Annotated in this window: 21 protein-coding genes; 1 reads left to right on the forward strand and 20 read right to left on the reverse strand. The window is 47.7% G+C overall.

The genetic code is table 11. The annotated features are described in order from the left end of the window. Positions 1-146: 146 nt before the first annotated feature. The gene (locus tag DCCM_RS01325; RefSeq protein WP_231702593.1) at positions 147-2846 is read right to left on the reverse strand and encodes a cation-translocating P-type ATPase; all 2700 of its coding nucleotides are present in this window, start codon (positions 2844-2846) and stop codon (positions 147-149) included. Between the two features lie 106 nt (positions 2847-2952). After that, on the reverse strand, positions 2953-3240 hold the full coding sequence (locus DCCM_RS01330) for a DUF6809 family protein (RefSeq protein ID WP_104370667.1): 288 nt from the start codon (positions 3238-3240) through the stop codon (positions 2953-2955). Between the two features lie 116 nt (positions 3241-3356). Between DCCM_RS01330 and DCCM_RS01335 the strand changes: the two genes are divergently transcribed. After that, a complete protein-coding gene (locus DCCM_RS01335) occupies positions 3357-3575 on the forward strand; it encodes a helix-turn-helix domain-containing protein (protein WP_104370668.1) in 219 nt (72 codons plus the stop codon). Between the two features lie 129 nt (positions 3576-3704). Here DCCM_RS01335 and DCCM_RS01340 read toward each other — a convergent pair whose 3' ends face one another. From DCCM_RS01340 to cas5c, 18 genes are all read right to left on the reverse strand, one after another. Continuing rightward, positions 3705-4241: a PIN domain-containing protein gene (locus DCCM_RS01340; RefSeq protein ID WP_104370669.1), complete on the reverse strand. Its 537-nt coding sequence runs from the start codon at positions 4239-4241 to the stop codon at positions 3705-3707. Beyond that, on the reverse strand, positions 4234-4989 hold the full coding sequence (locus tag DCCM_RS01345) for an ImmA/IrrE family metallo-endopeptidase (RefSeq protein WP_104370670.1): 756 nt from the start codon (positions 4987-4989) through the stop codon (positions 4234-4236). Before DCCM_RS01345 ends, DCCM_RS01340 begins: the two co-directional genes overlap by 8 nt. Beyond that, on the reverse strand, positions 4979-5332 hold the full coding sequence (locus DCCM_RS01350) for a helix-turn-helix domain-containing protein (RefSeq protein WP_104370671.1): 354 nt from the start codon (positions 5330-5332) through the stop codon (positions 4979-4981). Before DCCM_RS01350 ends, DCCM_RS01345 begins: the two co-directional genes overlap by 11 nt. A gap of 615 nt (positions 5333-5947) precedes the next feature. Beyond that, positions 5948-6793, reverse strand: a complete 846-nt coding sequence (locus DCCM_RS01360; RefSeq protein ID WP_104370672.1) for a response regulator — start codon at positions 6791-6793, stop codon at positions 5948-5950. Between the two features lie 3 nt (positions 6794-6796). Then, positions 6797-7645 carry a CheR family methyltransferase gene (locus DCCM_RS01365; protein WP_104370673.1) on the reverse strand — a complete coding sequence of 283 codons (849 nt, stop codon included), beginning with the start codon at positions 7643-7645 and terminating at the stop codon, positions 6797-6799. 5 nt (positions 7646-7650) lie between these two features. Then, the gene (locus tag DCCM_RS01370; RefSeq protein ID WP_165791976.1) at positions 7651-8739 is read right to left on the reverse strand and encodes a chemotaxis protein CheB; all 1089 of its coding nucleotides are present in this window, start codon (positions 8737-8739) and stop codon (positions 7651-7653) included. A 1-nt stretch (position 8740) separates the two neighbouring features. After that, the gene (locus tag DCCM_RS01375) at positions 8741-9721 is read right to left on the reverse strand and encodes a diguanylate cyclase domain-containing protein (RefSeq protein ID WP_104370675.1); all 981 of its coding nucleotides are present in this window, start codon (positions 9719-9721) and stop codon (positions 8741-8743) included. Positions 9722-9745: 24 nt separating this feature from the next. Next, entirely contained in the window at positions 9746-12004 is a 2259-nt protein-coding gene (locus DCCM_RS01380; RefSeq protein WP_165791977.1) for a methyl-accepting chemotaxis protein, read from the reverse strand. Positions 12005-12233: 229 nt separating this feature from the next. Then, a complete protein-coding gene (locus tag DCCM_RS01385) occupies positions 12234-12662 on the reverse strand; it encodes a chemotaxis protein CheW (protein ID WP_104370677.1) in 429 nt (142 codons plus the stop codon). Continuing rightward, positions 12659-15571, reverse strand: a complete 2913-nt coding sequence (locus DCCM_RS01390; protein WP_128739042.1) for a hybrid sensor histidine kinase/response regulator — start codon at positions 15569-15571, stop codon at positions 12659-12661. Before DCCM_RS01390 ends, DCCM_RS01385 begins: the two co-directional genes overlap by 4 nt. Positions 15572-15699: 128 nt before the next feature. Beyond that, positions 15700-17886, reverse strand: coding sequence for a methyl-accepting chemotaxis protein (locus DCCM_RS01395; protein ID WP_104370679.1), 2187 nt, complete (start codon positions 17884-17886; stop codon positions 15700-15702). A gap of 884 nt (positions 17887-18770) precedes the next feature. After that, the gene (locus DCCM_RS18365) at positions 18771-18947 is read right to left on the reverse strand and encodes a hypothetical protein (RefSeq protein WP_165791978.1); all 177 of its coding nucleotides are present in this window, start codon (positions 18945-18947) and stop codon (positions 18771-18773) included. A gap of 253 nt (positions 18948-19200) precedes the next feature. Continuing rightward, positions 19201-19491, reverse strand: coding sequence for a CRISPR-associated endonuclease Cas2 (gene cas2 / locus DCCM_RS01400; protein WP_014184263.1), 291 nt, complete (start codon positions 19489-19491; stop codon positions 19201-19203). 11 nt (positions 19492-19502) lie between these two features. Beyond that, the gene (gene cas1c / locus DCCM_RS01405) at positions 19503-20534 is read right to left on the reverse strand and encodes a type I-C CRISPR-associated endonuclease Cas1c (protein ID WP_104370680.1); all 1032 of its coding nucleotides are present in this window, start codon (positions 20532-20534) and stop codon (positions 19503-19505) included. Next, positions 20531-21202: a CRISPR-associated protein Cas4 gene (gene cas4, locus DCCM_RS01410; protein ID WP_104370681.1), complete on the reverse strand. Its 672-nt coding sequence runs from the start codon at positions 21200-21202 to the stop codon at positions 20531-20533. Before cas4 ends, cas1c begins: the two co-directional genes overlap by 4 nt. Before the next feature lie 97 nt (positions 21203-21299). Then, entirely contained in the window at positions 21300-22154 is an 855-nt protein-coding gene (gene cas7c / locus DCCM_RS01415) for a type I-C CRISPR-associated protein Cas7/Csd2 (RefSeq protein WP_104370682.1), read from the reverse strand. Between the two features lie 2 nt (positions 22155-22156). Further along, positions 22157-24289, reverse strand: a complete 2133-nt coding sequence (gene cas8c / locus DCCM_RS01420; protein ID WP_104370683.1) for a type I-C CRISPR-associated protein Cas8c/Csd1 — start codon at positions 24287-24289, stop codon at positions 22157-22159. Beyond that, positions 24286-25029, reverse strand: a complete 744-nt coding sequence (gene cas5c, locus DCCM_RS01425) for a type I-C CRISPR-associated protein Cas5c (RefSeq protein ID WP_104370684.1) — start codon at positions 25027-25029, stop codon at positions 24286-24288. The genes cas8c and cas5c overlap by 4 nt, the downstream gene beginning before the upstream one ends. Positions 25030-25045: the final 16 nt, after the last annotated feature.

Consider the following 25045-nt stretch of genomic DNA (forward strand, 5'->3'; position numbering starts at 1 on the left):
TTTTACCGAAACGGCACAGCTGAATCCCCCGTCTGTGCGGCCGGTCCGGATTGCGCCTGCTTACATGCTCATGCTGTTTGAGAGATATGCCGCCCGCCGGCACGGGAAGTAACCGGGCTTATGCTTCCCATTGCGGCATGGCTGCCTCACCTTAAATTGCGAAGCCTGAGGGTGAGCTTTCTTGTCTCCTCCATAAACAGCGGCACTATACTTAAAATAAATACCGCCCCCCAGTCCCAGGGCCGCAGTATCACTGTCTCAAAAACCTCTCTTAAAAATGGAGTAAACACCACACTAAGCAGTGCCGCGGTTGATACTATAAAGGATAAAACAAGGCTGCGGTTTGTAAAGAAGCCCAGGGTAAAAAGGGATTGCTCCCTGCTGCGGACATTAAAGGAGTGTACCAACTGGGACATGGCCATGGTAATAAAGGCCATTGTGCGGGCCTCCTCCAGGGTTCTGCCCCGGTCAAGGGCCAGCCAGTAGGCCGCCAGGGACAAAAGACCGATCATTATGCCCTGCCAAAGTATGCCGCTGCCGACACCACCGGCAAAAAAACCTTCCCGGATACCGCGGGGCGGCTTCTCCATAATTCCCTTTTTGGGGGGCTCCAAACCCAGGGCCAGGGCGGGAGGGCCGTCGGTAACCAGATTCAGCCATAGTATCTGAATGGGACTCAAGGGGCTGCCCAGGCCCAGGGAAAGGGCTGAAAAAATAGCCGCAATTTCGCCTGTATTGCAGGAAAGCAGGTATTGTATGGAGCTTCTTATATTATTGTAGATGGTCCGGCCTTCCTCCACGGCCTTTACAATGGTGGCAAAATTATCATCCTGAAGCACTATGTCGGCGGCTTCCTTGGCCACCTCGGTGCCGGTAATACCCATTGCCGCTCCCACGTCCGCTCTTTTAAGGGCCGGGGCGTCATTTACACCATCACCCGTCATGGCCACCACGTGGCCATGGTGCTTCAGGGCTTCCACTATTCTAAGCTTGTGTTCCGGAGATACCCTGGCGAAGACGGTGACTTCATTGATCCTTTTTTTCAACTCCTGATCAGACATTTTTTCCAGCTCGTCACCCGTCATGCTGGCCTCGCCGGAGCGGATTATTTGCAATTCCCTTGCTATGGCCACCGCTGTATCACGGTGGTCACCGGTTATCATCACCGTGCGGATGCCCGCCCTGTGACAAACCGCCACCGCCTCCCGGGCTTCGGGCCGGGGAGGGTCGACAATTGCGAAAAAGCCCACAAAAGTCAAATTACGCTCCACCAATTCCGCCCCCGGCTCAGGCGGAACCCCGGGCCATTCCCGGGTGGCCAGGGCCAGCACCCTCTGTCCCCGGGAAGCCAGCTCCGAATTTATTTCCAAAAGCCTGGCCCGCTCATCCTCCGTCAGTTCGAAGGCCCGCCCGTTATTTAATATAAAGCCGCAGCGGGCCAAAAGGACATCCGGCGCCCCTTTGGTCAAGGAGCGTACGGCACCCTCCATTTGGTTAAAGGTGGTCATCATCTTGCGCTTGGAATCAAAGGGAATCTCGGCCAGCCGGGGGCTTTCCCTTTCATATATATTTTTATTGAAACCCGCTTTGGCGGCAGCAACAATTAAGGCCCCCTCGGTGGGGTCCCCAATCACCCTGTGCCCCTGGGCGGTTTCCTCCAGCTGCGCATCGCTGCTTAAAAGACCGCTGACAAGCATAAATTTCAAGTCGCCCCGGGGCGGCGATTCCTTGCCGGCCTGATCCAAAATCTTTCCTTCCGGGTTATACCCGGTGCCCGTTATATCAAAGTGTTGACCCGGCAATACAATCCGGGTTACGGTCATTTCATTTTTTGTCAGGGTGCCGGTCTTGTCGGAGCAAATAACCGTGGCCGTGCCAAGGGTCTCAACTGCCGGCAGCTTTCTTACAATGGCCCGCCGCCGGCTCATCCTGGTAACACCCAGGGCCAGCACAATGGTCACCACCGCGGTCAGCCCCTCCGGTATGGCGGCAACGGCCAGACTTATGGAGACCATGAACATTTCCAGCAAATCTTCGCCCCGCAGGTAACCTATTAAAAATACCAGGGCCACAATGGCCGCCGCTGCCGCCCCCAATACTTTACCCAGCTTATTTAAACGTTTTTGCAGGGGGGTGGCCCCGGGAACCGCCTCGTCCAGCAGTTCGGCAATCCGGCCCAGCTGGGTTTTCATCCCGGTTTCCACAACAATTGCCTTGCCACGCCCGGCGTTTATGGTGGTGCCCATAAAAAGCATATTTTTCCGGTCGCCAACCGGAACTTCGCCATCCCTTATCACAGCAGGGTTCTTTTCCACCGGCAGTGACTCACCTGTCAGGGCGGACTCATTAACCTCCAGGGAAGCAGCCTCCAGCAGCCTTGCGTCCGAGGGAACCGAGTCGCCGGCCTCCAAAAGTATTAAATCACCGGGCACCACATCTTCCGCGCTTATTTGTAAAACCTTCCCTCCCCTGACCGCCTTTGCCGAGGGCTTTGTCATATCCTTTAACGCCTTTAGCGCGTTTTCGGCCTTATGCTCCTGAAATACTCCTATTACGCCATTAAGAATAACAATAATTATAATGACCAGGGAATCCTCCCACTCGCCGATGCCGGCCGAAATAACAGCGGCGGCAATTAGAATCAGCACCAATACCTCTTTCATCTGGCCTATAAACATGGATAGCAGGCTGCGGGGCGGCTTTTCCTGGAGGGCGTTGGGGCCGTGCTTCTTTAATCGGGCGGCGGCCTCATCCCTGTTAAGCCCCTGTTCAGTGTCCGCCCCCAGTTCCCGGCAAAGCTCCTCAATGTCCATGGCATGCCAAATTTTCTCTTGCAATTTTTCCACCTCGGCCGGATATATTCTTTAACTGGAAATTCAGGGTAAATAGTGGACGGCTCATTGTCTTTAAGGCAAACTAATTTTGATCAGGGGGACATCATAGTTCAGGCTCTCATCCACGTACAAGCTCATCCTTTCCGGTCAATACTTCCATCATAATCAATGCACCCAATTTAAATCCGTACATAAACGATTGGGAGGCTTCCAGCAAACTTGATTGAGAACGCAAATCCAGTAGCTTTTCAAGTTGATTGTACTCATCTTCTGAGAGTTTCTTTTTCCACATTGCCAGCATGCCGGATATTTTTTTGTTTAACGGACGGTATTCAGGGTCTTTTGAAATAATCAGTTCATTGGGGTATATATTGCCTTCATACAACTCTTCCAAAATAGATTTCATATTTCGCCTTCTTTCTATCCTCCTATTTCCTTTTCAAGATAATTCTAGCGATATCTTCGCTAAAAATCAATAGCGAATAATTCGCTAAACTATAATTATCTTGAGGTGATTTCATTATGTATGAAAGAATAAGAAATTTACGCGAAGATAAGGATATGACCCAAACACAGGTTGCGACATATCTCAATTGCAGCCAAAGAATTTACAGCAATTATGAACGCGGCGAAGTAGATATACCCACCGGAATTTTGATCAAATTGGCCGATTTACATAATACAAGTACAGATTATCTCTTGAACAGGACAAACAGGAAAAAGCCCTATCCGAAAGACTGACAACCTTAAATCCTCTTCATCCGCTTTAAGCTGCAAAAGCATGTAATATATCATAGTTTCTATGGGCTTCAAATCTCAATTCAACAACAAAAGAGTCCGTGGTAGTATTTTTCTATTATGGATTCTTTGCTATTTTTTCTTTAAATTTATGTACTCAGGAAAAGATAATACCCCTAATTTTCGACGCTTAGCAAGCATCGATGCCCAAATAATATTTCCGTCGTCTTCTGTAATAAAGCCTTTTTCTAATGCCTCAATTAATATGTCTCCGGTGGTTATATGCTTCAATTCAAATTCACTGATATACGAACTAATATCTTTTAAGTTATTACTTGCCACAATGCCATTGTTAGTTTTTGCTAGTACAATAGAAGCGGCTTCTCCCGGGCCAATTATCTTATGGCCTTCATCTGGTGAGGTGGTAAGTTTTTGATACAAAGCGTATGCGTCGCTACCGACATTGATGGTTGCCAAACTGGCTTGCTTATTGTTAATCAAGCAATCAATTCGCTGCTTCAAATGAGGTGTAGTTGGATACGATAGTTCATCATACACTGGCTTTGGAATCACAACCCTTCCGGGGTAAAGTAAAGTTAATAAATTTTGTTCATTAACCCATAAGAATGCCGAAATGCAGTCACTATCGAAAAAAAGCGAATCAATCATTTAATTCGCTCCCTTCGAATTCATCACCGTAAACAAGATCGGGCCTGAAAGCAGCCAGCAATAGTTGCTCATATTTACCAGTTGAAACAATGTCTCTTTCAAGTAGCTCTTTGGCTTGTTGTATATAATATCCGTATGTTTTGTATTGCTTGTTCTCCGGAAGAGGTTTATAAAGAGAATCGTCATAACCCAAATTTACCGCCGAACGGATTACACCTTGCCTAAACTGATCAGCTTGTTGTGCGGTCAATTTGCCATCTTCAACTAATCTATACAACAGTGCTTGTCTACTTACCCCAAAATATTGTTCCAGTTTGACAACTTCTTTTATTCCTAGATTGTCTGTTGAACTACCGTGTATTTTTTTTATTGCTTCAGATAAAGCAACTGGCGGCATGAGAAAATAGGAAGCAAACTGGTCTGCAGCCCTTTCAACATCATTGCCACTCCCAATTTTTATTGCACATACAGTCGACTGTTCACTCTCATCATAATACAAATGATATAATTCATGAGCCATTGAGAAACGCTGTCTGCCAACAGACATAGAAGAATTGATGGCAATAACTGGATTGCCATCATTCTTAATACACATTCCACTTAAATGGTCACCCATCGGATAAAAAACCAATGTTAGATGCGGGATTGTGTGTGCCAACGAAAAAATATCGATTGGCGATGTTGTGTCTTCGCCTAGCTCCCTACGTAAACTCAAAGCTTTTGTGCAAAGCTCTAACTTATCTATCAATGCTGCAGCCTCCCAACAATTGTGTCATAAATCTCAAATTTAATGCAATCATATTTATGGCACTAATTGTCTCCAAATCATCTTCGTTAATCTCGCTGGCTCTAAGAGCAAATGAAATTCGATTTGTCGTAATCGAATCCCTATTAAAACTCTCTGTTGTAATTCCAAATAATGCAGCTAATTTATCAAGCATATCTGAAGTTATTGGGCGCTCATTCTTTTCAATTTTTGATATTAAACTTTGATCAACTTTTAAATATTTTGCAAGATTAGTTTGCGTAAAACCGCTTTGTTCTCTTAAAGCCTTTATATTTTCACCAATATTAGTAATTGTATCCCTCATAATAAATACCTCCTTCTTCAATATTATTATATGCGGTTTCTGTCATAAAATAAACAGGATTTTAAAAATATTTTATGACAAATTAGATGCACTTGTACCTGGACCAACATCCAACCTGCTTTCTCGCCGAAAGAAACATCCAATCTGCTATCTCACGAACACCTGGCATCTATCTGCTCTGTCACCAGGCAATGACATCTAATCTGACCGCTTGACTATCAAATCCGCTGACCTGGCCATGTCTCCATGGAGCGATAAAAATAGGAGTTTTCAAGTCCCGGCTTCTGGCCTGCAAATCTCAACAACTCCTTATTTCAAGCCTTCCCCGCACACTCACTTCCCCACCCTTGACATCAATACCACGCACTCCACATGTGGCTTTGCCATGAGCTTGACGAACCGGTTATACTTACGCGAAATGGGGAAGCCGACCTGGTTGTCATGAGTCATCAGACATTCCAGCGCATGGTGGCCCGGGTTAAATCACAATCCAAATTATTGGTCGCCGAAAAGCAGATTGCCGAGGGTGAGCAATTGATTGGACATAATGATGTCATTGCCAGAATGCGGAGGAAGCTTGATGATGCAAAAACCGCCTGGAGCGGCGGTTTTGTTTTAAAGGTAAAACATTTTTATCTCTACCAGCAATTCATCCACTGTATATTTACGGCTTAAAATAAAGGATGATTTTTTTGATACCAGATTAATACTGTCTTTTAATAGATATGCGGATATTACCGGTGTATTTATATCTCTCTGCAATTTTAGACCTGCCATGGCGGCCCCGGCTTTTTCGACAACCTCGGCAACTAAATCATGGGTGGCTTTCAGCATATCCTGATCAGACATTACCTCATCCTTGCGGTGGGCAATTAAGGGCATTAACTTGGCAGCGGTTTCCCTGCTCATATTCATAGTAATAAATAAATTAATCTGGCCCAGTACATATATCTGCCCGGAAAAATATTCGCCGGCCGGCGGCAGGGACTCGCCGCCGGCCAGCCCTTCCAAAAAATCAAGGCCGGATGCTTTTTTTAAAATATTTTGCAGGGCTTCTCCCAGGCAGTTGCTAAAAATACCGTGTTCATGCCCCACACCCAGTGTCTCCAGTATTTTTTCCACTAGATCTTGCTCGCTGTACGGTTTAACAAGATAATTCCTGGCCCCCGCCTGTATGGCTTTAATAACCTTACTCTTTTCGCCCTCGGAGGTGGACATTATTACCGGTATGCCCTTGAGCTTTTGATTATCTTTAATAACATTCAAAAATTCAATACCGTCCATATTGGGCATATGCATATCCAGAATAATAAGGTCCACATCCACGTTTGCCTTGAGCTTAAGCTGTGTAAGGGCCTCCACTCCGTCCCTGGCTTCCACAATCTCTCCACCCAGGGAATTTACCACTTTCTCAATCATTTTTCTTATTACCATGATGTCATCCACTGCCATAACTTTCATCTTTTATACTCCTTTCAGCCTGTAGTAAACTCCTTCTCCATATCTCTCCGGGATAAACCTTTCCTCGCAGCCGGGAAATATTTCGGAATTACCCAGAAACAAAACTCCCCTGTCATTAAGCAGCGACGCCATGTTTGCCAATACCTTCTTTTTCAGTTGCTCATTAAAATAAATGGTTACATAGCGGCAGAATATTACGTCAAACCGGCCCAGGGGCAAAAACGATTCTGTTAAATTAAAGCGGCGGAATTCTATAAGGCCTTTAAGATCCGGGTTAATATTCCAGGAACCGGCGTTTTCCCGGAAATAATCCTTTTTTTGTCCGTCATCCAGGCCCCTTACCATAGCAATTCCGTCATAGCGCCCTGTTTCGGCCAAACGCAATACAGAGGGAGAAACATCCGTGGCCAGTATGCGAAACGAATCTTTTATGGCGGAAAGACCGTTCTTTTTCAAGTGAGCATCTATGCACATGGCGATGGAATATGGCTCCTGCCCGGTTGAGCAGGCCGCGCTCCATATTTTAACGGTGGTCCTGCCGCCGCCTAATATTTCGGAAGTATATTCAGGAAGCAATATATCCTTAAATATCCGCCATATGGTTTTGTCCCTGAACCACTGGGTTTCGTGAGTGGTGATGGCATCCACCACCCTGTCGGCCAAAGGCGTGTTTTTATTGCCGGCGAGCATTGCGTAAAGATCCAGGAAGCTCCTGGCCCCCGATTCCAGCAATATTTTGGAGAGCCTGCTTTCAATAAGATAGGATTTATCTTCGGATATAAAAAACCCGCACAGTTCGTTTATATATTTTTGCATCAGCAAAAATTCATTGTGCGATAAAGTTATTCCCATGGCAATTACCTGCCTGACATTATTTGAATAATACGGCCGGCTATGGCCCCCAGGTCTTCCACCGCATCGGAAAGGCCAGCCTCCACAACATTTTTGGGCATGCCGTACACCACACAGGTTTTTTCACTCTGGGTGATGCAGTAACAATCGCATTTATTTTTTAATTCCCTGACTCCCGATGTACCGTCCGCCCCCATGCCCGTAAGTATCACGGCCAGCACGCCCTTATTCCGGCAGGCTGCGGCCACCGAATGAAAAAGCACGTCGGCGGCGGGTCTTACTCCGTTAACCGGGGGGGTTTTCTCCTGCCGTGCGATCAGCCCCCCCAGCATGCTATTTACTATGGTCATATGAAAGTCCCCGGGGGCTATAACAATTTTCCCCGGAGTTATTACCGTGCCGTTTTCCCCCTCCAGCACCGGCAGGCTGCACTTTTTACCCAGCGACTGGGCCATATTCCGGGTTAACTGGGAAGGCATGTGCTGAACTATCAGTACGGGCACGGACAAATTCCCCGGCAGTCCGCTGCAAACAATTTCAAGGGCGCCGGGGCCGCCGGTGGACGAAGCTATTAATATCAAATCCACCGCCGCCGGCGGCTTGCTCCTGGGAACCGGCATTTCAGCCGCCTGCTCCGGGGCGGGCGGCGCTTTCGGCAGACCGCCGCCGGGAACATATCCGGGAGTGGTGTATTTTTTGGCAATTACCTGGGTAAATAGACCCTGCAGGCGGTTTTTTATATTTTCCAAATTTTTTTCGGCACTGTTCACCGGCGGCTTAACGATATAATCCAGCCCGCCCAGTTCCATTACTTTTTTCCTGTCGGCGGAGCCTTTCGCACCGGCCTCGCCAAGTATGACAACAGCCAATTCCGGCCTCATCCTCTGAAAAGTCTTAAGAGCATCTATCCCGTCCCCGAAGGGAATACCAAGGATGGCAATATCCACGGCGCCTTTTTTGATTATCTCGGCAGCCAGATTCATGTTGTTTCCGATGTATTCCACCTGTCCAAGGCCGGTATCCTCAACCGCGATTCCAAGTAATTTTTTATAAAAAGCCGAGTTTTCCAATATCAGCAATCTGATCTTTTCCAAATTATCCACCCGCCGCCCGAACAGTATTGCGCCCCGCCTGCTTGGCCTCGTAAAGGGCTTTGTCCGCCTCCGCAATTAAAACTGCCGGCAGCGCTTCCCGGGTTGGCAGTGCGGTGGCAACCCCCATGCTGACGGTCACATAATCATCCACCTTTGAGCTCTTGTTCACTATTTTGGCATTTTTCACAACCGCGCTCATTTTTTCGGCCATTAACAACGAACCGTTTTTAGGCGTTCCCGGCAATACGGCCACAAATTCCTCGCCCCCGTAACGGCAGAGCAAGTCTCCCGGGCGATTCATAACTCCTTGCAAAGCCCGGGCCACGGTTTTTAAACATTCATCGCCGGCCAGATGTCCGTATAAATCATTGTAATTTTTAAAATAGTCAATGTCCGCCATAATTAGTGACAGTGGTTTAACATTGCGTATGCCCCTTCTCCACTCCAGATCGATATATTCGTCAAAGCGCCTTCTGTTGGCTATGCCGGTAAGACCGTCCAGGGTGGAGAGTAAATTCAGCTGTTTTATGGCTTCCTCCAGTTGCAGTGTAACTTCAATAAGGCTCCGCTCCCTGACCTTTCTCTTGTCCATCTCGAATTTTAATTTCAGCGCCGACCGTATTCTGGCCAGCAGCTCAATTTTATGCACCGGCTTGTTTATATAATCGGTGGCCCCGGCCTCAAAAGCTTTTTCCAGATGCTCCATTTCCAGCAGCGAGGTAATAATTATTACCGGTATATCTTTTAAATGCTCACTATTTTTAATAATACGGCAAACGTCCCGGCCATCCATATCCGGCAGCACTATATCCAGCAAAATAAGGTCAACGGTCTCAGAAGGCGCGCCGAAAGAGGTTATGCCAAGAAATTTAATAGTTTCATGGCCTGTTCCGGTAAAAAATAATTTTTGGCCGAAACCTTCCAGATACGACCCAATTATGGAACAAGTGGTCGGAGAATCGTCAACTGTTAGAATAGCCAACTGATTGTCACCCCTCCGGCATGGCTAAAATTTATACTCACTAATCTGTCTTTCCATATTCCGGGCCATTTCCGCCAGACTGTGGGCGGAAGAACTGGCCTGATTAGCGCCGTCGGCATTTTCTATGGAAGACTGGCTTATCTCCTGCATGTTGGCGGCTATACCGCCGGCCTCCCGGGAAATCTCCGCGGCGTCCCTGGCAATAAGCGACACTTTTTCCGAGGCCCTGCCGGTATTCTCGGAAGCGTCACTGGCCGATGAGGACAGCTCGCTTATGGATTTAGCCACATCCTGCAGACCCTTGGAGGTTTCTTCAATATTTATGGCCGCCTGCCTGGCGTTCTCCGCCACCTCGGACACCTCCCTGTTTATCACGTTAACCCTCTCAGCCGAGAGCAGCACGGATTTGGATATTTCACCGGTGGCAGCCGACTGCTGGGTAACCGCCGAGGCAATGGTATTGGTAATGTCGGTTATTTCCTCAATTACTCCGCTAATGGTTTCCACAGCCCCAACCGCCCCGGACATATTTTCAAGCATGTTTTCTATTTGCTGGCTTATTTCATCAGTGGCCTCGGCTGTTTGTTTGGCCAGTTCCTTTACTTCGTTGGCCACCACGGCGAAGCCCTTGCCGGCCTCCCCCGCGCCCGCGGCCTCTATGGCAGCGTTTAAAGCCAGCATTTTGGTCTGCTCGGCAATGTCATTGATAATACCAATAATTTTTCCAATCTGCCGGGAAGAATCGTTAAGCCTGGCTATAATAGTCCTGGTTTCCCCCGCTCTCACGCCGGCGTTATCGGTAATCATTATAGACCGCTCGCAATTGCGGCTTACTTCGTTTAAAGAAACATTTATTTCCCTGACCGCCGTGGCCACACTGTTTACCGAGTCGGACATTTCAGTGGTGGAAATTGATATTTTGCTTATACTCTCCGAATTCTGCTCCGCGCCGGCACTAACCTGATCCACGGCAGCTGAAATTTGCTCCGCGGAAGCGGCCAGTCTTTGCACGCTGCTGAACATATCTTCCAGCGCAGCCGAATTCATATTAATATAATTGCTGGTATCCGAAGAGATGGCCGCCGTGCCGCTGATACTATCGTTAATCTGCTTCACGGCCTGATTGACGGAAATAATTCTGGACTCCATTTCCTTGCTGCCGGACGCCATATCCCCCGCCGAAACGGACATGGCGTCCAGGGTTTTGCTGATGGTTATGGAACTGATATGTATATCCGCAAATATCCTGCCAAAACTCTCTGCAATTTTGTTAAAGGAATTACCCACCAGCCTCAGCTCATCTTTGGCATCCAGCCTGATCCTGGTGGTTAAATCGCCTTCGGCCATGCTTTGAGACGCCTTCACCAGGCTGGAAATTGTAGTCTTAATTGATATATATAAAGCTATGAAAAAGTAAATGGCAAGTATTATTCCGGCCGCGGCGAAGCCTATGGCCGTATATTCCTTGAGAACAAGTTTATCTATCCGGGCCTGCAGCAAGCTGTTCAGCGCCGATTCACCGGCATCGGCCTGTATAAAAACGGTGTCTATGGTTTTTGCCGCCGCGGCTGAAAAATCCGCCGGCTGAATATCGATTTTACCTGCGTTAATAATGTTTGCGTCAAGAAGCTCCAGGAACCTGTTTATCTGCAATTGGCTATCGGCGCCGTATCTCTCAAGACCCGGCTTTAGAGAGGAATTGTATTTAAACAAAGAATTGTTGCTGGCGGTTAAATCGGAATAACTGGATCTAATTTTATTAGCCAGGCCTATTATTTGGGTTTTAGCATTGTCAGAAACACTTTTTCTTTCAGCCGCGGCCAAACCGGCGGCCCGGGCCTGCTCCAGGCCGGCAATTAAAGCGGGTGTTTTGTTTAACAGCCCGTCCATTAAAAAATAAGTGTCCAGCTGGTAGTCTGTGATAAGATTGGAATTATTGCAAACTTGGGTCATTAAATCGTTGATATCGGCTATGGCAACCTGGTGCGGCTGAGCAGAATCACCTGCCGGGGCGCCATTAATAATTGCCTGCAAATCATTCTTTACTCTTTCTAATTTATCACCCGTGTCGAAATATTCTCCGTACTTCTGATCAATCAGGTCAATACTGCCGATATCTTTGTTAATATCATTTACCTTACTTGACAGCAGACTTTCACCGGATACATTCTCATTACTTGAAATACCGCCATGCTGCTGAACGTCTTCCAGCAGATTATAAAGGGCGCCTATATACTCCATGCCCTGTTTTTCCGTTGTAATGAATTTTATCTGAGAATTCAATTCTGTGATCAGCAAGTATAATGTGACTGAAATTGACATGGACAGCAAAAGTGTTATAAGAATAAATTTAAACGAATATTTTAAGCGGTTTAATATTAAAGCAGCTGGAATGAATAGTTTTTTCACAATTCATCGTTCTCCTTAATTAATTTTGACCTTATACTAATCAATTATAATCCCCCTTTCCGGTTCCGGTACGCCACCGGCGGCGCGCCGGCCTCACATAGATTTACTGCTCCGTGATAATATCCCGGCTGATAATTACAATCAGCCTGCTGTCCAGCCTGGCCACTTCCCTTATGAATCTGGCCTCCTGGCTGGTAATATTGGCGGGGGCCGGTTCGCAAAAGCTATCTTCCACATCAATTACGGACCCCGGCCGGTCAATTATAAATCCCGCGTAATCAGGGTTTTCCGGGCTGTTCTTCAATATTACGCAAGCGGGGCGCTCTTTCGGCGCCGCATACTCATATCCCATCAGCCGGGCCAGATTTATTAATGTGACTATCTGCCCGCGCATGTTGAGCAGACCCACGATATGCGGCGCCGCGTCCGGAACCGGGGTGTAGTCGATATTCCGGTCTATTTCCTTTACCGCATTAATATCTATGCCGAACAGATTACCGCACAGATAAAATGTTAAAATCCTTCCATTTATAAAACATCACCTCTTTTTTTAAGTACCGTTTTTACCTTGTCCAGTAACCTTTCCTTGTCCAGCTTTATTTCGTAAAAGTTAAACCCCGCCTCCATTCCCTTCCGCGCGCTTTTTTCATCCGACATGGAGGTTACTGCTATGGCCGGAAGAGAGGCAAGGTTTTTATCCCCGCGCACCCTTTTCATCAGCTCGAAGCCGTCCATTAGCGGCATTTCTATATCGGATATGAGCAAGTCCACATGATTTTCCTGCAGCAGCTGCCAGGCTTCCCTTCCGTTCACTGCCGCCAGCACCTCATAGCCCTCCGACTCCAGGTATTCCTTCTCCATTTTCATAAAAAAGGGTGTATCCTCCGCCAGAAGAATTCTTTTATTTTTGGAGGCAATGGCCTGGGCATCTTTTTTCAGTCTTCCCTGGGCGGCCATTTCAAAAAGTTCATAAATATTAATGAATACCACAATGCGCCCGTCCAATACCATGGAGCCGAAAATTCCGGAATTCTTTATGAGCTCCGGACCAAATTTTATTTTCCTTTCCGTGGTATCAATTATTCTTTCAGTTAAAATTCCCATGGTGTGACTTATCATCTTCGGCACAATCACATATTGGGTGCCCGGGCTGTCATCCGCGGCGGTTATCGGCAGGTAGTTCTCCGGGCGGATTATTCTAAGGGCCTCGCCCCTGAACTGAATAAACTCTTTGCTGCCTATTCTTTCTATCTGCCCGGAGCTGATTTTTTCCACCCTGGACACCATGGACAAATCAATGGCCAGTATTTCCGGGCCGGAACACTTAAATAGCAATAAATTCTGATTTTCCGCCATACTGTCGGTGGCGGGGGTTAAATCCCCCGATTTTAAATCCCGGGCCTCATCCGCGAATCTTAGCCCGGCGGCCGATGCTATGCCTTCCGGGTCAAGAATCATGGCGGTGCGGCCGTCTCCCATAATGGTCACCCCGGAATAGCACTGGCAGCCTTTTAAATACCGGGGTACGGGTTTCACCAAAATTTCCTCCCAGTCGTGTATTACATCCACCACCAGGCCAAAAAGCTTGGAGCCGCTCTTTATTACCAGCACCCTCATGACACCGTTTTTATCCGGCTCTTCCCTTTTTAATCCCAATATACCGCCCAGGTGCACTATAGGAAGCAGTTTGCCTCTGAAACGCAAAACATCGGCGCCCCGAACCTGCTCTATTCTTCTGGCGGCATTCCCGCCCCCGGGCTTTATGCGCACCAGCCCCTGCAAATTGACCTGGGGCAGGGCGAATTTTTGACCCTGCACATCCACAATAAGGGATGAAATAATAGCCAGAGTCAGAGGGATATTCAGGCGCAAAGTGGTGCCCTGCCCCAGGCAGGTCATTATTTCCATGGTGCCGCCCAATTTTTCTATATTTGTTTTGACCACATCCATGCCAACCCCCCTGCCGGAAAAATCAGTTACCTTTCCGGCAGTGGAAAAACCGGGGTGAAAAAGCAATTCCAGAAAATCCCTTTCCCCCAGGGTCGGTATTTCCGCCTGGTTGATAAAACCTTTTTTCAGGGCCGCGCTTTTTATATTTTCAATGTCGATACCCTTGCCGTCGTCAATAATATCAATATTTACATAGCCGCTCTCGTGGTAGGCCCGGAGTTTTATTTTACCGGTTCTGGGCTTGCCCTTTTCCTCCCGCTCCTCCGGCAGCTCTATTCCATGGTCGGCAGCATTGCGAACAAGGTGGGTAAGGGGGTCCGCCAGTTGTTCTATAATGGATTTATCCAATTCGACCTCGCTGCCCTCCATTTGCAGCTCTATGTCCTTACCCAGCTTTTTGGAAATCTCTCTGATAATTCTGGGGAATTTATTAAAAACTTTGGCCACGGGCTGCATGCGTGTCAGCATAATTTTTTCCTGCAGCTCGGTGGTAATGGCGTCAATATTTTGCAACACGGATTTAACGCCTGGAATAGCCTTGCGGTAGGACTCCAGAATGCGGAAAAGCTGATTCCTGCCAAGCACCATTTCGCTGGCCAGGTTAAGCAGGTCGTTTAGCAGTGACACATGAACCCTTACCGTATCATCCCCGGTCCGGGCAGGCCGCTTGATGGCGCCATCCATGATTTCAGCAGGCTGCCCGGCGACATTATCCGCCGCCTCGGCAGGCTCCCCCTGCGGCCCGGCAAATCCTTCCGCTCCGACCGGAACGCACTCCCCGGGCAGCCGGAAAGCGGCGGTATTCTGAAATTGACTGAATTCGCTCCCGGTCAATTCAGTTATTTTGTCCTCATCAATATCCAGTGCCGCGGCCACCAGGCCTTTTTCCAGCACGCTGGAAAAAAGCACAACGTCTTCCCCGACTAATAAACCGATTACATTGCCGATTGACCCTATTTTTTGGGTGAGCGCGGCAACATCCGCATTTGCTGAAAAGTTCATTTTAAACGGCCTGTGGCCGTGAGTCAGCTTAAAATCAGGAAGGCTTCCGGCGCTGCGGGAAGACGCTTCTTCCACCTGCTCCAGACTGCCGGCTTGGGTTTGATTTTCTTCGTTCCGGGACTGTAATAAGGAGGAAATACTTGAAACATAGTCGGATATGTCAACCTCGTGGCTATTATATACGTCCGATATCATTTTTTTCAGGCAATCATTGGCGGACAGCAATGTATCAATCATTTCGCTGTCAATAATCACATTGCCGTTTCTTATTTCCCCAAACAGATTCTCCATTGTATGAGACAATTCGACAATATTGGCAAGATCAAAGAATCCGGCGGTGCCCTTAATACTGTGCAGGCTTCGGAACACGCCATGGACAACCTCCGCGTCCCCGTTACCCCCTTCCAGTCTGAGCAACCCCGCTTCAACGGCATCCACATGGCCGGTAACCTCTTCCACAAAATTGCTGATAAGCTCCTGATTATTCAATACAGCTTCACCTCTACATACCCGGTTCACAATTATTTAGCCGTTTTTACCGCCCGGCGGTGTGTCTCCAAAACAGGCATTTCCGGCTGTCTCCCGGCATTGGCCGCCAGGGTTTGCATCACCGGCGGTTATTTTGACTTGGATAGCTCCGCCGCGGTCTGGGCAATATCTTTAATTCCCGCAGTAACTTCGTATATACTTTCCGCGGCAATTTTGGAATTGGAAGCTATGTCCTTGATCCTGTCATTTATAAGGTTTACTCTTTCGGCCGCTGTAACAATGGCATATGAAATATCGCCCGCCACGGCTGTTTGCTCGGTAACCGCGGATGCAATGGTATTGGTTATTTGTGTTGTTTCATTAATAACCTGCAATATGGTGCCCATTGCTTTAACGGCGTTTGCCATATCCTGCTGCATTACATCAATTTGCTGGCCGATTTCTTCAGTTGATTCAGCAGTTTGTTTTGCCAGTTCCTTAACCTCGTTGGCAACAACCGCGAAGCCTTTTCCGGCTTCCCCGGCTCCAGCGGCCTCTATTGCCGCGTTTAAGGCAAGCATGTTGGTCTGTTCAGCAATTTCATTTATAACTTTAATGATTTTACCAATTTGTTTTGAAGATATATTAAGCTTGTTTATAATCTCATTAGTATCAATTGCCTTTGCTTCGGCATTGCCCGTTATATCCATGGATCGTCCGCTATTTATACTGATTTCGCTAAGGGATATATTAATTTCTTTCATTGCCGAGGCGATACTGTTAACGGAATTGGAAACATCGTTGGCAAACCCTGAAACGTTACTTGTGTTGCTGGCTATTTGGTTAACCATATCATTAACCTGGGTTACGCCCGCGGAGGTTTTCTCGGACGCCGCCGCAAACATTTTGATTGCATTGGTAATTTCTTTTGATTTTCTCAATCTCTCTTCACTAAGACTGTTTATCTTTTCTAAAGCCGCATTCATTTCTGAATTTTTTGCTTCCAGTTCCCTGGTTGTAAGCTCTAATTTATTCCTTTCCAGCTCCGCCTCCCGGCGATTAAAATCCATGCAGTTATATATAACGTTTATGTTGTTAAAAACGGCTTTGACCATGTCCCGGCATGTGCTGTAACCACAAGCCGAACAATTTAACTCCCGCTCCCTTTTTGTTTTTTTGTGAAGCCGGGTAAATATTTCATTATAATCCGATTCGTCAGGTTCCTTCGGAGAAGGTATGTTGACATTATTATTATATCTTCTGGTAAAATCATTTAATTTTAAATTTTTATCAAAATATTTATATAACCAATCAATCTTTCTTTTTGCCAGTTTACCACCCTTATCCGCCAGCTTTTCCGCTTTTAAGGCATTAAAGGCAAAATCGGCGTCATCCATGCCAATATTTTTTGCCGTGGCGGTTCCAATATTGCAGCCCTTGGAACAATTCAATATATCCACCAGCAGGGGAATTGGCTTGTTAGCCGCCAATCTTTTCCCATATTCATCCAGGTATTCATAAGCATGGGTTGGTCCCTCCACCTGGCGTATCCATGCTCCCTTTACTTTTGCCTCGACATTCTCTTTAAGTCCTCCCGGCCTGCTGAATAAACATCCCAGGCTGCAGCCTATATCTTCAAATCCTTTTTTGTTATAGCCGGATATGTTGATCTGTTTTTTTTCTAAGTAATCCAGTAATTTTTTGTAAGTAATATTGTACTGTATGTAATTTTCCGTGTTGGGATCGTTTATTTCACTGATTTTACCTATGCATGGAGATAAAAATCCGATGTTATTTGAAACACCGGCATACTTTCTCAGGTATATGGCCGTACACATCATGGGACTGTGAATGGGAGCAAGTTTTTTAATCAAGTCCGGTTTATACTTTTCAATGTAGCTTACAACGGCGGGGCAGGGCTGGGCTATCACGGAAAAAAGGTTTTTTTCTTTTATTGCTTTTAAATAAGCCCATGTGGTAATATCCGCCCCAAAGGACACATCATAAATGACATCCGCGCCTTTGGACTTCAGAAAACCGAATAACCTTTCATAATCGGCAATGTTTACCCTGATGGAAGGAGCCGCAATAATAGAAATTTTTTTCCCCCTGTCCAAATCCTCGAAAAAAGTTTCCGTATCATCCCTATAGTTCCTGGCCTCATGATCACATACTTCGATGCATTTGCCGCAGAGTATGCACTTTTCCGGGTTAACCTTTACTTTATTGGACCCTTCGGAAATATAAGCAATATTTGCGCCGAAAACCGGGCAGTTTCTTATGCATTTATTACAGCCCACACAGTTTTGCTCATCAACCAGGATCACATCATCCATTTTTTTACAACCCCTCCGTCCGATATAATGTCAAAATCCGCATATCAACCTTTTCAATTCCAGCCGGCCTGGCAGTTAAGAATATTCTGGATATGCTACTTAAACAAAAATTTAAATAAATTTTAAATAAACTTTAGATAAGATTTGCTGCTTATAAAGATTAATCGGGGTTTGCTAAAACCAGTTTTTATTTCAGCTACTTTTCAAGAACTCTCTTTAAAATATGCAAAAATATGAGCCAGTCTGCAGCGACGCTTATCTTCGACGAATTACCGCATTTCCCCTGCACCTTACTTCGACAATTATGCTACTAAATCCTTGACTTGTCAGATAATTTTTAATTCATGCGGCAAACCCTGGGTTAAGCATCACCGGTTATTTGACCTGTTAATTTTTCGACCGAAAAATCACCACGGCCCGCAGGTCCCTGGATGAAAATATTGATGATACGGGGTTTATCGCGGCCTTTATAGACTATCTCTCTGCGGCGGGTTTTTCGAATGGGGGGATGCTCACCCAGCGCCTGACGGGAGCTTGCAGCCGTCCAGGGCGGGGGCCATACCTGACCCGGTGGCCTTCAGTACGCCCCGGAGAACCTGGCCGGCAAAATCTGCCGGGATATCAACGCCAGCGAGGTAATCTGGGATTTCTTCAGAAATGTTAAGGTAGCATTACAAATAAATGAAAAACGGACCCCTGTGGTGATACGCCACAGGGGTCCGACCTCTAATAAATGTTTAAATCTCTTAAAATCTCCATAGTTATTCTGCCGGCATTTGTTCCGTCAGCATTATTGAAATGAATTCACTGTTCAGTAATCTTTTACCCACCGGCATACTTATGCATCCTGTTTCAATCCGCGTCGTCGCACAAGGGGTGACAGGTTACAAATACTTCTGATGGGTCGCCGTACATGTTTCAATCCACACCCCCGTGTAGGGAGCGACATTATTGACAATGGTATTGGTTAAAGCGTCCATGATTTCAATCCACGCTCCCGTGTAGGGAGCGACCAAAACCGTGTGGTTCTGCCCGGTGTCCCTTAAGATTTCAATCCACACTCCCGTGTAGGGAGCGACAATTTACCCGCTCCAGGATAAATTTCACGCCTGCGATTTCAATCCACACTCCCGTGTAGGGAGCGACAGCAAAAATCAGGAAAAACTATCTCCTAAAGAACAATTCTCGCCCATCTTCTTATACATAATACCAAAACCTATAGCCCGGTCCTCGCATTTCTGCATATTTCAACAAATTTCCTTACATTTCGCGGTGCGAACCTCCCAGGGATTTTATGTGTACTATAGGTTCGCACTAAATAATCAGCGTATCCTCAACATCAAAAGAAGCCTTGGCACCGATATGCTCAACCTTATTCTTGTAATTATTCCCCAACAAATAAAACCTCAAGCTATCCTTCTCCACATCAATAATCTTCTCCAGCTTATGTTGGACTTCACGGAATTTGGCCGCATCCAGCACACATTCAAAAACCGAATTCTGAACTCTCTGCCCATAGTTGACACATTGCTTGGCGACCTGACGCAAGCGCTTTCTCCCCGCTGCCGTTTGCGTATTTACATCATAGGTAATCAGCACTAAAATTTTTATTTCACCTACTTCCACATAAAGGCCGGATATCCGTCCAGATCTCCCCGGATAAACCGGGCCAACAACATGGCCTGAGCATAGGGCACAAGTCCCCACTCCATTTTCTCCTGCAGAAAAGGATGCTTTATCTCCTCCTGTTTCCTGCTTTGCCACGCCTTTAGGACATTTCTTCTCGTATCGTCATCCATTAGGACCGCTCCATTTTCCATCCTGGTAAATCCATCGGGACCGACTTCCCGCCTGTTGATTAGAGAAAGGACAAAACGATCCGCATAGACAGCCCGCAACTCTTCCATCAGATCCAGAGCCAGGGAAATTCTCCCCGGCCTGTCCCGGTGCAAAAATCCCACATAGGGGTCCAAGCCAACGGTTTCCAAGGCTGCCGCAGCGTCATGGGCCAAAAGGGTATAGACAAAGGAGAGCAAGGCATTGACATTGTCCAGAGGAGGACGTTTATTCCGGGCCTTAAAATAAAAAGCATCCTTTTGCTGGAGAATCAAATCATCCAGCACTCTGAAATATTGGGCTGCCGCTTCCCCTTCCACGCCCCGCAGCTGCTCCAAATCCTTGCTGTTCTCAGCCAGTTGCAGAGCATTGGCCAAGGTTTGGCTGACTCCTTTTAATTTTTCTACATTCAGCCTAGCCCCATGATCCCGGGTGGCCCGCTCCACCACCCAGCGGGAGTTATATATTTTCCCCAAAATGAAGCTTTTAGCTATTCTATGGCTTTCCGCCCCATCGTCGGAAAGTCTGTACTGGGCTTTTCTTAAGGTGACATTCCCTCTGACCTCCCCCACTACCCTGCCCAGAAATTTCCCGCTGGACTTCATAAAGCTCAAGGCAATATTGCGTTTGGCACAGGCCCCCATCAAGGCCGGGCTGGCTCCGGTATAGCCAAAGGCGATAATGCTCTCCAGATTATGCAGGGGAACTCTCAAGGCCTCCACATCATCTTTCAAAATCACAATATTTTCTCCATCAAGGGATAGATAAGTATTGGGGGAAGTCACATAGAGGGTATTCAATAGTTTTCTCATGGATCAACCTCAATCTCTGAAATCGTTTTCCTCATATAGTTCAGGGCCGATGGATTCTTGCATAACTTAGGCATGCAAAGCTCCTTAAGGGAACAAGCCTTGCAGGCCTTAGTGGTTTTGACTTTAGGAGTGTATCTCTTGTCATAGAGCTCATGCATCTCCCGGCAAATCCTTATGACTTCCTCCCGGATCTCCCCGTCCAAGGCGACTTTTGTTCTGCGTTTGGGTTCTCCATAGTATAAAAACCCTTCCGGTATGGTACATAAAAGCATCTCTTCCAAGCACATAGCCTGGGCGCATAACTGGAGCACATCCGCGTTATCCTGTTTCGGTTTGCCCCGTTTGTACTCCACCGGCACCGGCAAATACGTTCCCTCCCTGCCGTAGAGCGTGACGCCATCCCGGGACTTGTGGAACTCCACCACATCACAGGCTCCGGTGATCCCCAGGGTGCGGGAGAAGACTCCCATCCCCCGGGAAATGATCAGGTCTCCCCGCTTCTCCTTGATGGTGCTGTCATGAGTTTTCTCATGCAGGATTGCCCCCTCCACGGTACGCAGATTCTCCTGCCACTGCTGTTCGATGTGGATCAAGGCCCATTGGCGTTTGCAAAACACATAGTGCTGGATGCCCGATAAGAGCAGAAAATCTTCCTCTTGGTATTCCATCGTTAAAACCTCACTAATCTCTCACTACATCAATGCCCCGTTGACACCCCAACAATATTTCTCCGCCAATCTTTGCTTTTTTTGATCCAACAAATCATTAAACCAAATCGATGATTTCAGGAACGCACTCCGTTGGCTTCAGATCGATCTCATAATCATTAAAGGCTTGGGGAACATCTTTTTTAGGCGTAATATGCAAGGCCCGATGGATCATCGCCGATGTTTCTCTCGGTGTTTTTTCCCCATGCTCCCACCAGTAAACCCTGCATACTTCACAGGAGCCCTCGGGCCGCGCCGAAGAGGCATCATTCTCAAACAAGGTGCGCAAGGCCTCTTTAAACTTTTCGGCATCCTCATGAGTGAAACCGGTTTTCTCCGCCAATTGGCAATTAATGCTGCCCCGGATCACATACAACCCGAAATTAACATAATGCTTCATTCCCATGGTGTCCGATGATTTGCCGCTCTTTCCCGCTTCACTGTTCACGCTCTTGGTGATTTGCATATCCACAATATCAATCGGTGAAACACTGACCGCCTGCTGCACCGACACCGGGCCCCGCACCCCCACGGATACCTCATCCCCTTTAAAAGCAAAGACTTGGCCGAAAGCCCGCACATCAAACCATTTGCGGCAAGCGATTTGCATGCACTTATCCCGATCCGCTTTCTTCCCTTTGCCCATTTCCGCTTTAAACTCCTCATAACCATCCGCCCGGTCCTTCAAACTTTTGTATCCGTCGTTCGAACGGTCATCGGACTGGACGAAGATGCACTCACCCAAATCCTGAAGCCGGTTGCGGAGCTTGCGCTTGACGGCCACATCCGAGAAAATCCCATGCCCGTCATAATCTTCCCGGGGACGGTTTCCGTTGAGGGGGTCCCCGTTAATATTGGCCCGTGTGACTGAAACGATCGCCGCAAAGTCAATCTTATTTTGCAGAATGCTCATCTTCATTCCTCTCCTTCTTCATCGTTTTTATCCTCTTCGTTTGTTCCCTCCGGCAAAAAGTTGGCCCCTTCCCGGGAAGAAGTCTGCTCCTTCGGCCAGCGCTTCAAATCCGTTCTTTGGCAGTCATAGCCGAGCAGGTATTTTCCGTCCAGGATTTCGTTGGATATGCGGTCCTTATATTCAAATAGCCCCGTGATCTCACCCAGCAGATTCTTGTAATACTCTCTGGAGGCAGGCTTCAGCTGTTTCAGATAGGGCTGCAGATTTTTCCAGATAATATCCCAGGTCCGGAACGGGCTGCGGGAAAATGCCTGCATATACCGCTCCGCATTGGTAATCCGCGTTTCCCCTTTCTCATAGGTGATTCTCTCCACCCGTTCCGCCACAGCCAGCATGCGTCCGTAAAGATAGCTCCTGTCCCGGTTCGTTTTATCAAGCTCCATCCCTAAAATCACTCCTTCTCTATCCTTGCGCTGCTGCTTCTCCCAATAAAAACGCTTTACCAAGGAACAAGCAATATGCAGGACCTTGTTGTAATTAAACTTCGCTTTATAAGCCAAAGGATTGGAGGCCTTCAGAACGGCCGCCCGCACCATATCCCGGGGGATTGCCCCGCCGTCAATAATGCAAGGGCGCAGCCGTTCAAAAACGGCTGCCAGCATGGGAGCCTTATTATCGCTGTTCTTGGACAGCTTAAGCTGGGGGTTATTGTCCTCCCCCTGCTCCGTACCGTAGACGGCCAGGGCAATCTCCCGGAGCGAAGCCATCCCTGCATAGGCCTTCAGTTTCTTGTCCTGAATATATTCATGTTTCCAGGCGCAGCTCTCATGCCACAAGCGGAGATTTTTAAGATAACGGGAGGACTGCAGTTCTTTGTAATAAGTCATGGCCAATCTCCCCGGCGTGGCACTGTCAAGGGCCAGAACCACCATCTTGGAAATACCGCTCAACTTCGAGGCGTAGCCATCCAGCACCGCATTAAATTTTGCCGCACTGGCATAATTCGTTTCCGGGGCCTCCCCTTCGTCCTCCTCAAGCAGGCTCTCTTCCCCGAATTCAAATTCATCAGCCTCATCTCCTGGATCTCCTGTTACCCTGGACAGAATATCAGCCGCACTGGCGTAGAAATCAGGCAGATCCCGCAAGGCATTTTCCCAGACCACAATGCAGACCCCATCCCGGCTGAACCCTTGCCGGCGGATAATCCATTTCAAAGCATTATGGGCTTTCTGGGAGGTGACATAGCCTATGGACAGTGCCTCATTATAGCCCGTTTCTTTGTCTTTGGTATTGAACCTGCCCCGGTACGTAAAGTTGGTGTCGTCATTGGCGGAAATCAATTTGGCCTTGGTATCCCATTTCCCCCGGATTTTCAGGGGATGGGTTTTGGCGCGGGGCGTATGTTCCCCGGTCATATAGCACAGGTCCGTAGCCTGAAAGGTGGATAAATAATAGTCGATAAAGCTGCTTTGCACCGTTCTGTCCAGCCATACGGCACTGTCATAAGCGTTGTTCGAATCACCCAGGATATCCTCCGGCAGAAGCTCATCATTCATAAATACGCGAAACCGGACAAAGGCTTTGTCCAGAGGGGCTTTTTGGACTTTCACTTTATCGGAAATAATACCGTTTTCATCAGCTGCTAACACCTGACTCCTGATTAAATCTCCCGCAACGGTCTGCCTGGCAACATAGCGATAGATAGCCATCACCTTGGGATGGGAAAAGGGCGATTCGCACCAAGCCTTAAGACCTGCAAGGTAAGAAGGAAAGGACCCTTTCAGCCTTGCCAGTTTGCTCTGTCTTTCCTTTTCATTTTTGGCATCGGGGAAATAAAAGGTCACCGCCTCCGGCAGGTCACCGGCAACATAGGCCAGGGAGTCAAAAAGAGGCAAAGCTTTGATGCCGCTGGTTCTGCTTTCCGGGTAGGGGACCAGGGTTTCTGCTTCCTCCTTTTCCAGGAGGTGCGCGCCGATGTACTTTCCCTCCTGATCAATATGAATTTCAATTTGCGCCTCCATGGTGTCGTACCCTACTGGGAACAGCACCAAGGGCTTTCCCTTCCACATCTCCGCTTTACCGGCCCGTTCCGCGTTGGCATCATACAGGGCGCAAAGGGATGCTACCCAGTTCATTCCGTTACCTCCTCCCCGGCAAATTCGGCCAGACCGGAGAAATTGCCGATGGCTTCTCCAAAGGGCTTGACCGGCATTTTATGGAGGATGCGTCTGTCCCGTTCCGGAATCTCTTCCGGGCCGGGAAATTCGATCACACCCCTTTTCATGACCACATGATGAAAGCGTACGCTCATATGCCCTTTTTCCGCCTCCCGCAGCGCTTCATCCGCATAGGTAAAGCCGTGAAACATATAGCCCAGATGAAGCTCCTCCACCTGATCATAGGTGCCCGCTCCCTCACCGAAGACACAGGGTTCCACCGTCCCCTGGCATTCCCTGGTTCCCAGAAAAATATCCCGCCGTCCGCCCCGCTCAATCATGCGCCGGGCAATATTGTGATGTTTATGCTCATTGCGGTCCGCAGCCAGCTCAGGCCGGTTTTCATTCCAGATGAAATGGGCCCGGACCTGATAGCTGACATCTTTCAGATAGGTATAGACGGACAAATCGTTTCCACCGTCATAATTCCTGGTGCGGACACCCTCCGCTGCCGTTTGAATCATGTTCATGACCCGGACCGCGTCAATCATCCAAACCAGGGTTGGCTTCCAGTAGACAGAGGCCAGTATCCCTTTCAAAGCTTCGTAAGTAGGCACATAGTAACTGGTTTTTTCTCCTCCCACCCGGGTGACCGGATCGGCAAACAGGGCTCTGTTGCCCCTGACCAGGAACTCCACGGTATTTCGCTTGACTTCCATAACCATCACCTCCTTG

It is taken from the genome of Desulfocucumis palustris, from assembly GCF_002933875.1.
Classification (GTDB): domain Bacteria; phylum Bacillota; class Desulfotomaculia; order Desulfotomaculales; family Desulfocucumaceae; genus Desulfocucumis; species Desulfocucumis palustris.

Bases quoted from the DNA above. Each gene is read 5' to 3' on its own strand.
- DCCM_RS01330 (WP_104370667.1), bottom strand. From the start codon at position 3,240: ATGAAATCTATTTTGGAAGAGTTGTATGAAGGCAATATATACCCCAAT.
- DCCM_RS01335 (WP_104370668.1), top strand. From the start codon at position 3,357: ATGTATGAAAGAATAAGAAATTTACGCGAAGATAAGGATATGACCCAA.
- DCCM_RS01340 (WP_104370669.1), bottom strand. From the start codon at position 4,241: ATGATTGATTCGCTTTTTTTCGATAGTGACTGCATTTCGGCATTCTTA.
- DCCM_RS01350 (WP_104370671.1), bottom strand. From the start codon at position 5,332: ATGAGGGATACAATTACTAATATTGGTGAAAATATAAAGGCTTTAAGA.
- DCCM_RS01360 (WP_104370672.1), bottom strand. From the start codon at position 6,793: ATGAAAGTTATGGCAGTGGATGACATCATGGTAATAAGAAAAATGATT.
- DCCM_RS01365 (WP_104370673.1), bottom strand. From the start codon at position 7,645: ATGGGAATAACTTTATCGCACAATGAATTTTTGCTGATGCAAAAATAT.
- DCCM_RS01395 (WP_104370679.1), bottom strand. From the start codon at position 17,886: ATGGATGATGTGATCCTGGTTGATGAGCAAAACTGTGTGGGCTGTAAT.
- cas1c (WP_104370680.1), bottom strand. From the start codon at position 20,534: ATGAGAAAACTATTGAATACCCTCTATGTGACTTCCCCCAATACTTAT.
- cas4 (WP_104370681.1), bottom strand. From the start codon at position 21,202: ATGGAATACCAAGAGGAAGATTTTCTGCTCTTATCGGGCATCCAGCAC.
- cas7c (WP_104370682.1), bottom strand. From the start codon at position 22,154: ATGAGCATTCTGCAAAATAAGATTGACTTTGCGGCGATCGTTTCAGTC.
- cas8c (WP_104370683.1), bottom strand. From the start codon at position 24,289: ATGAACTGGGTAGCATCCCTTTGCGCCCTGTATGATGCCAACGCGGAA.
- cas5c (WP_104370684.1), bottom strand. From the start codon at position 25,029: ATGGAAGTCAAGCGAAATACCGTGGAGTTCCTGGTCAGGGGCAACAGA.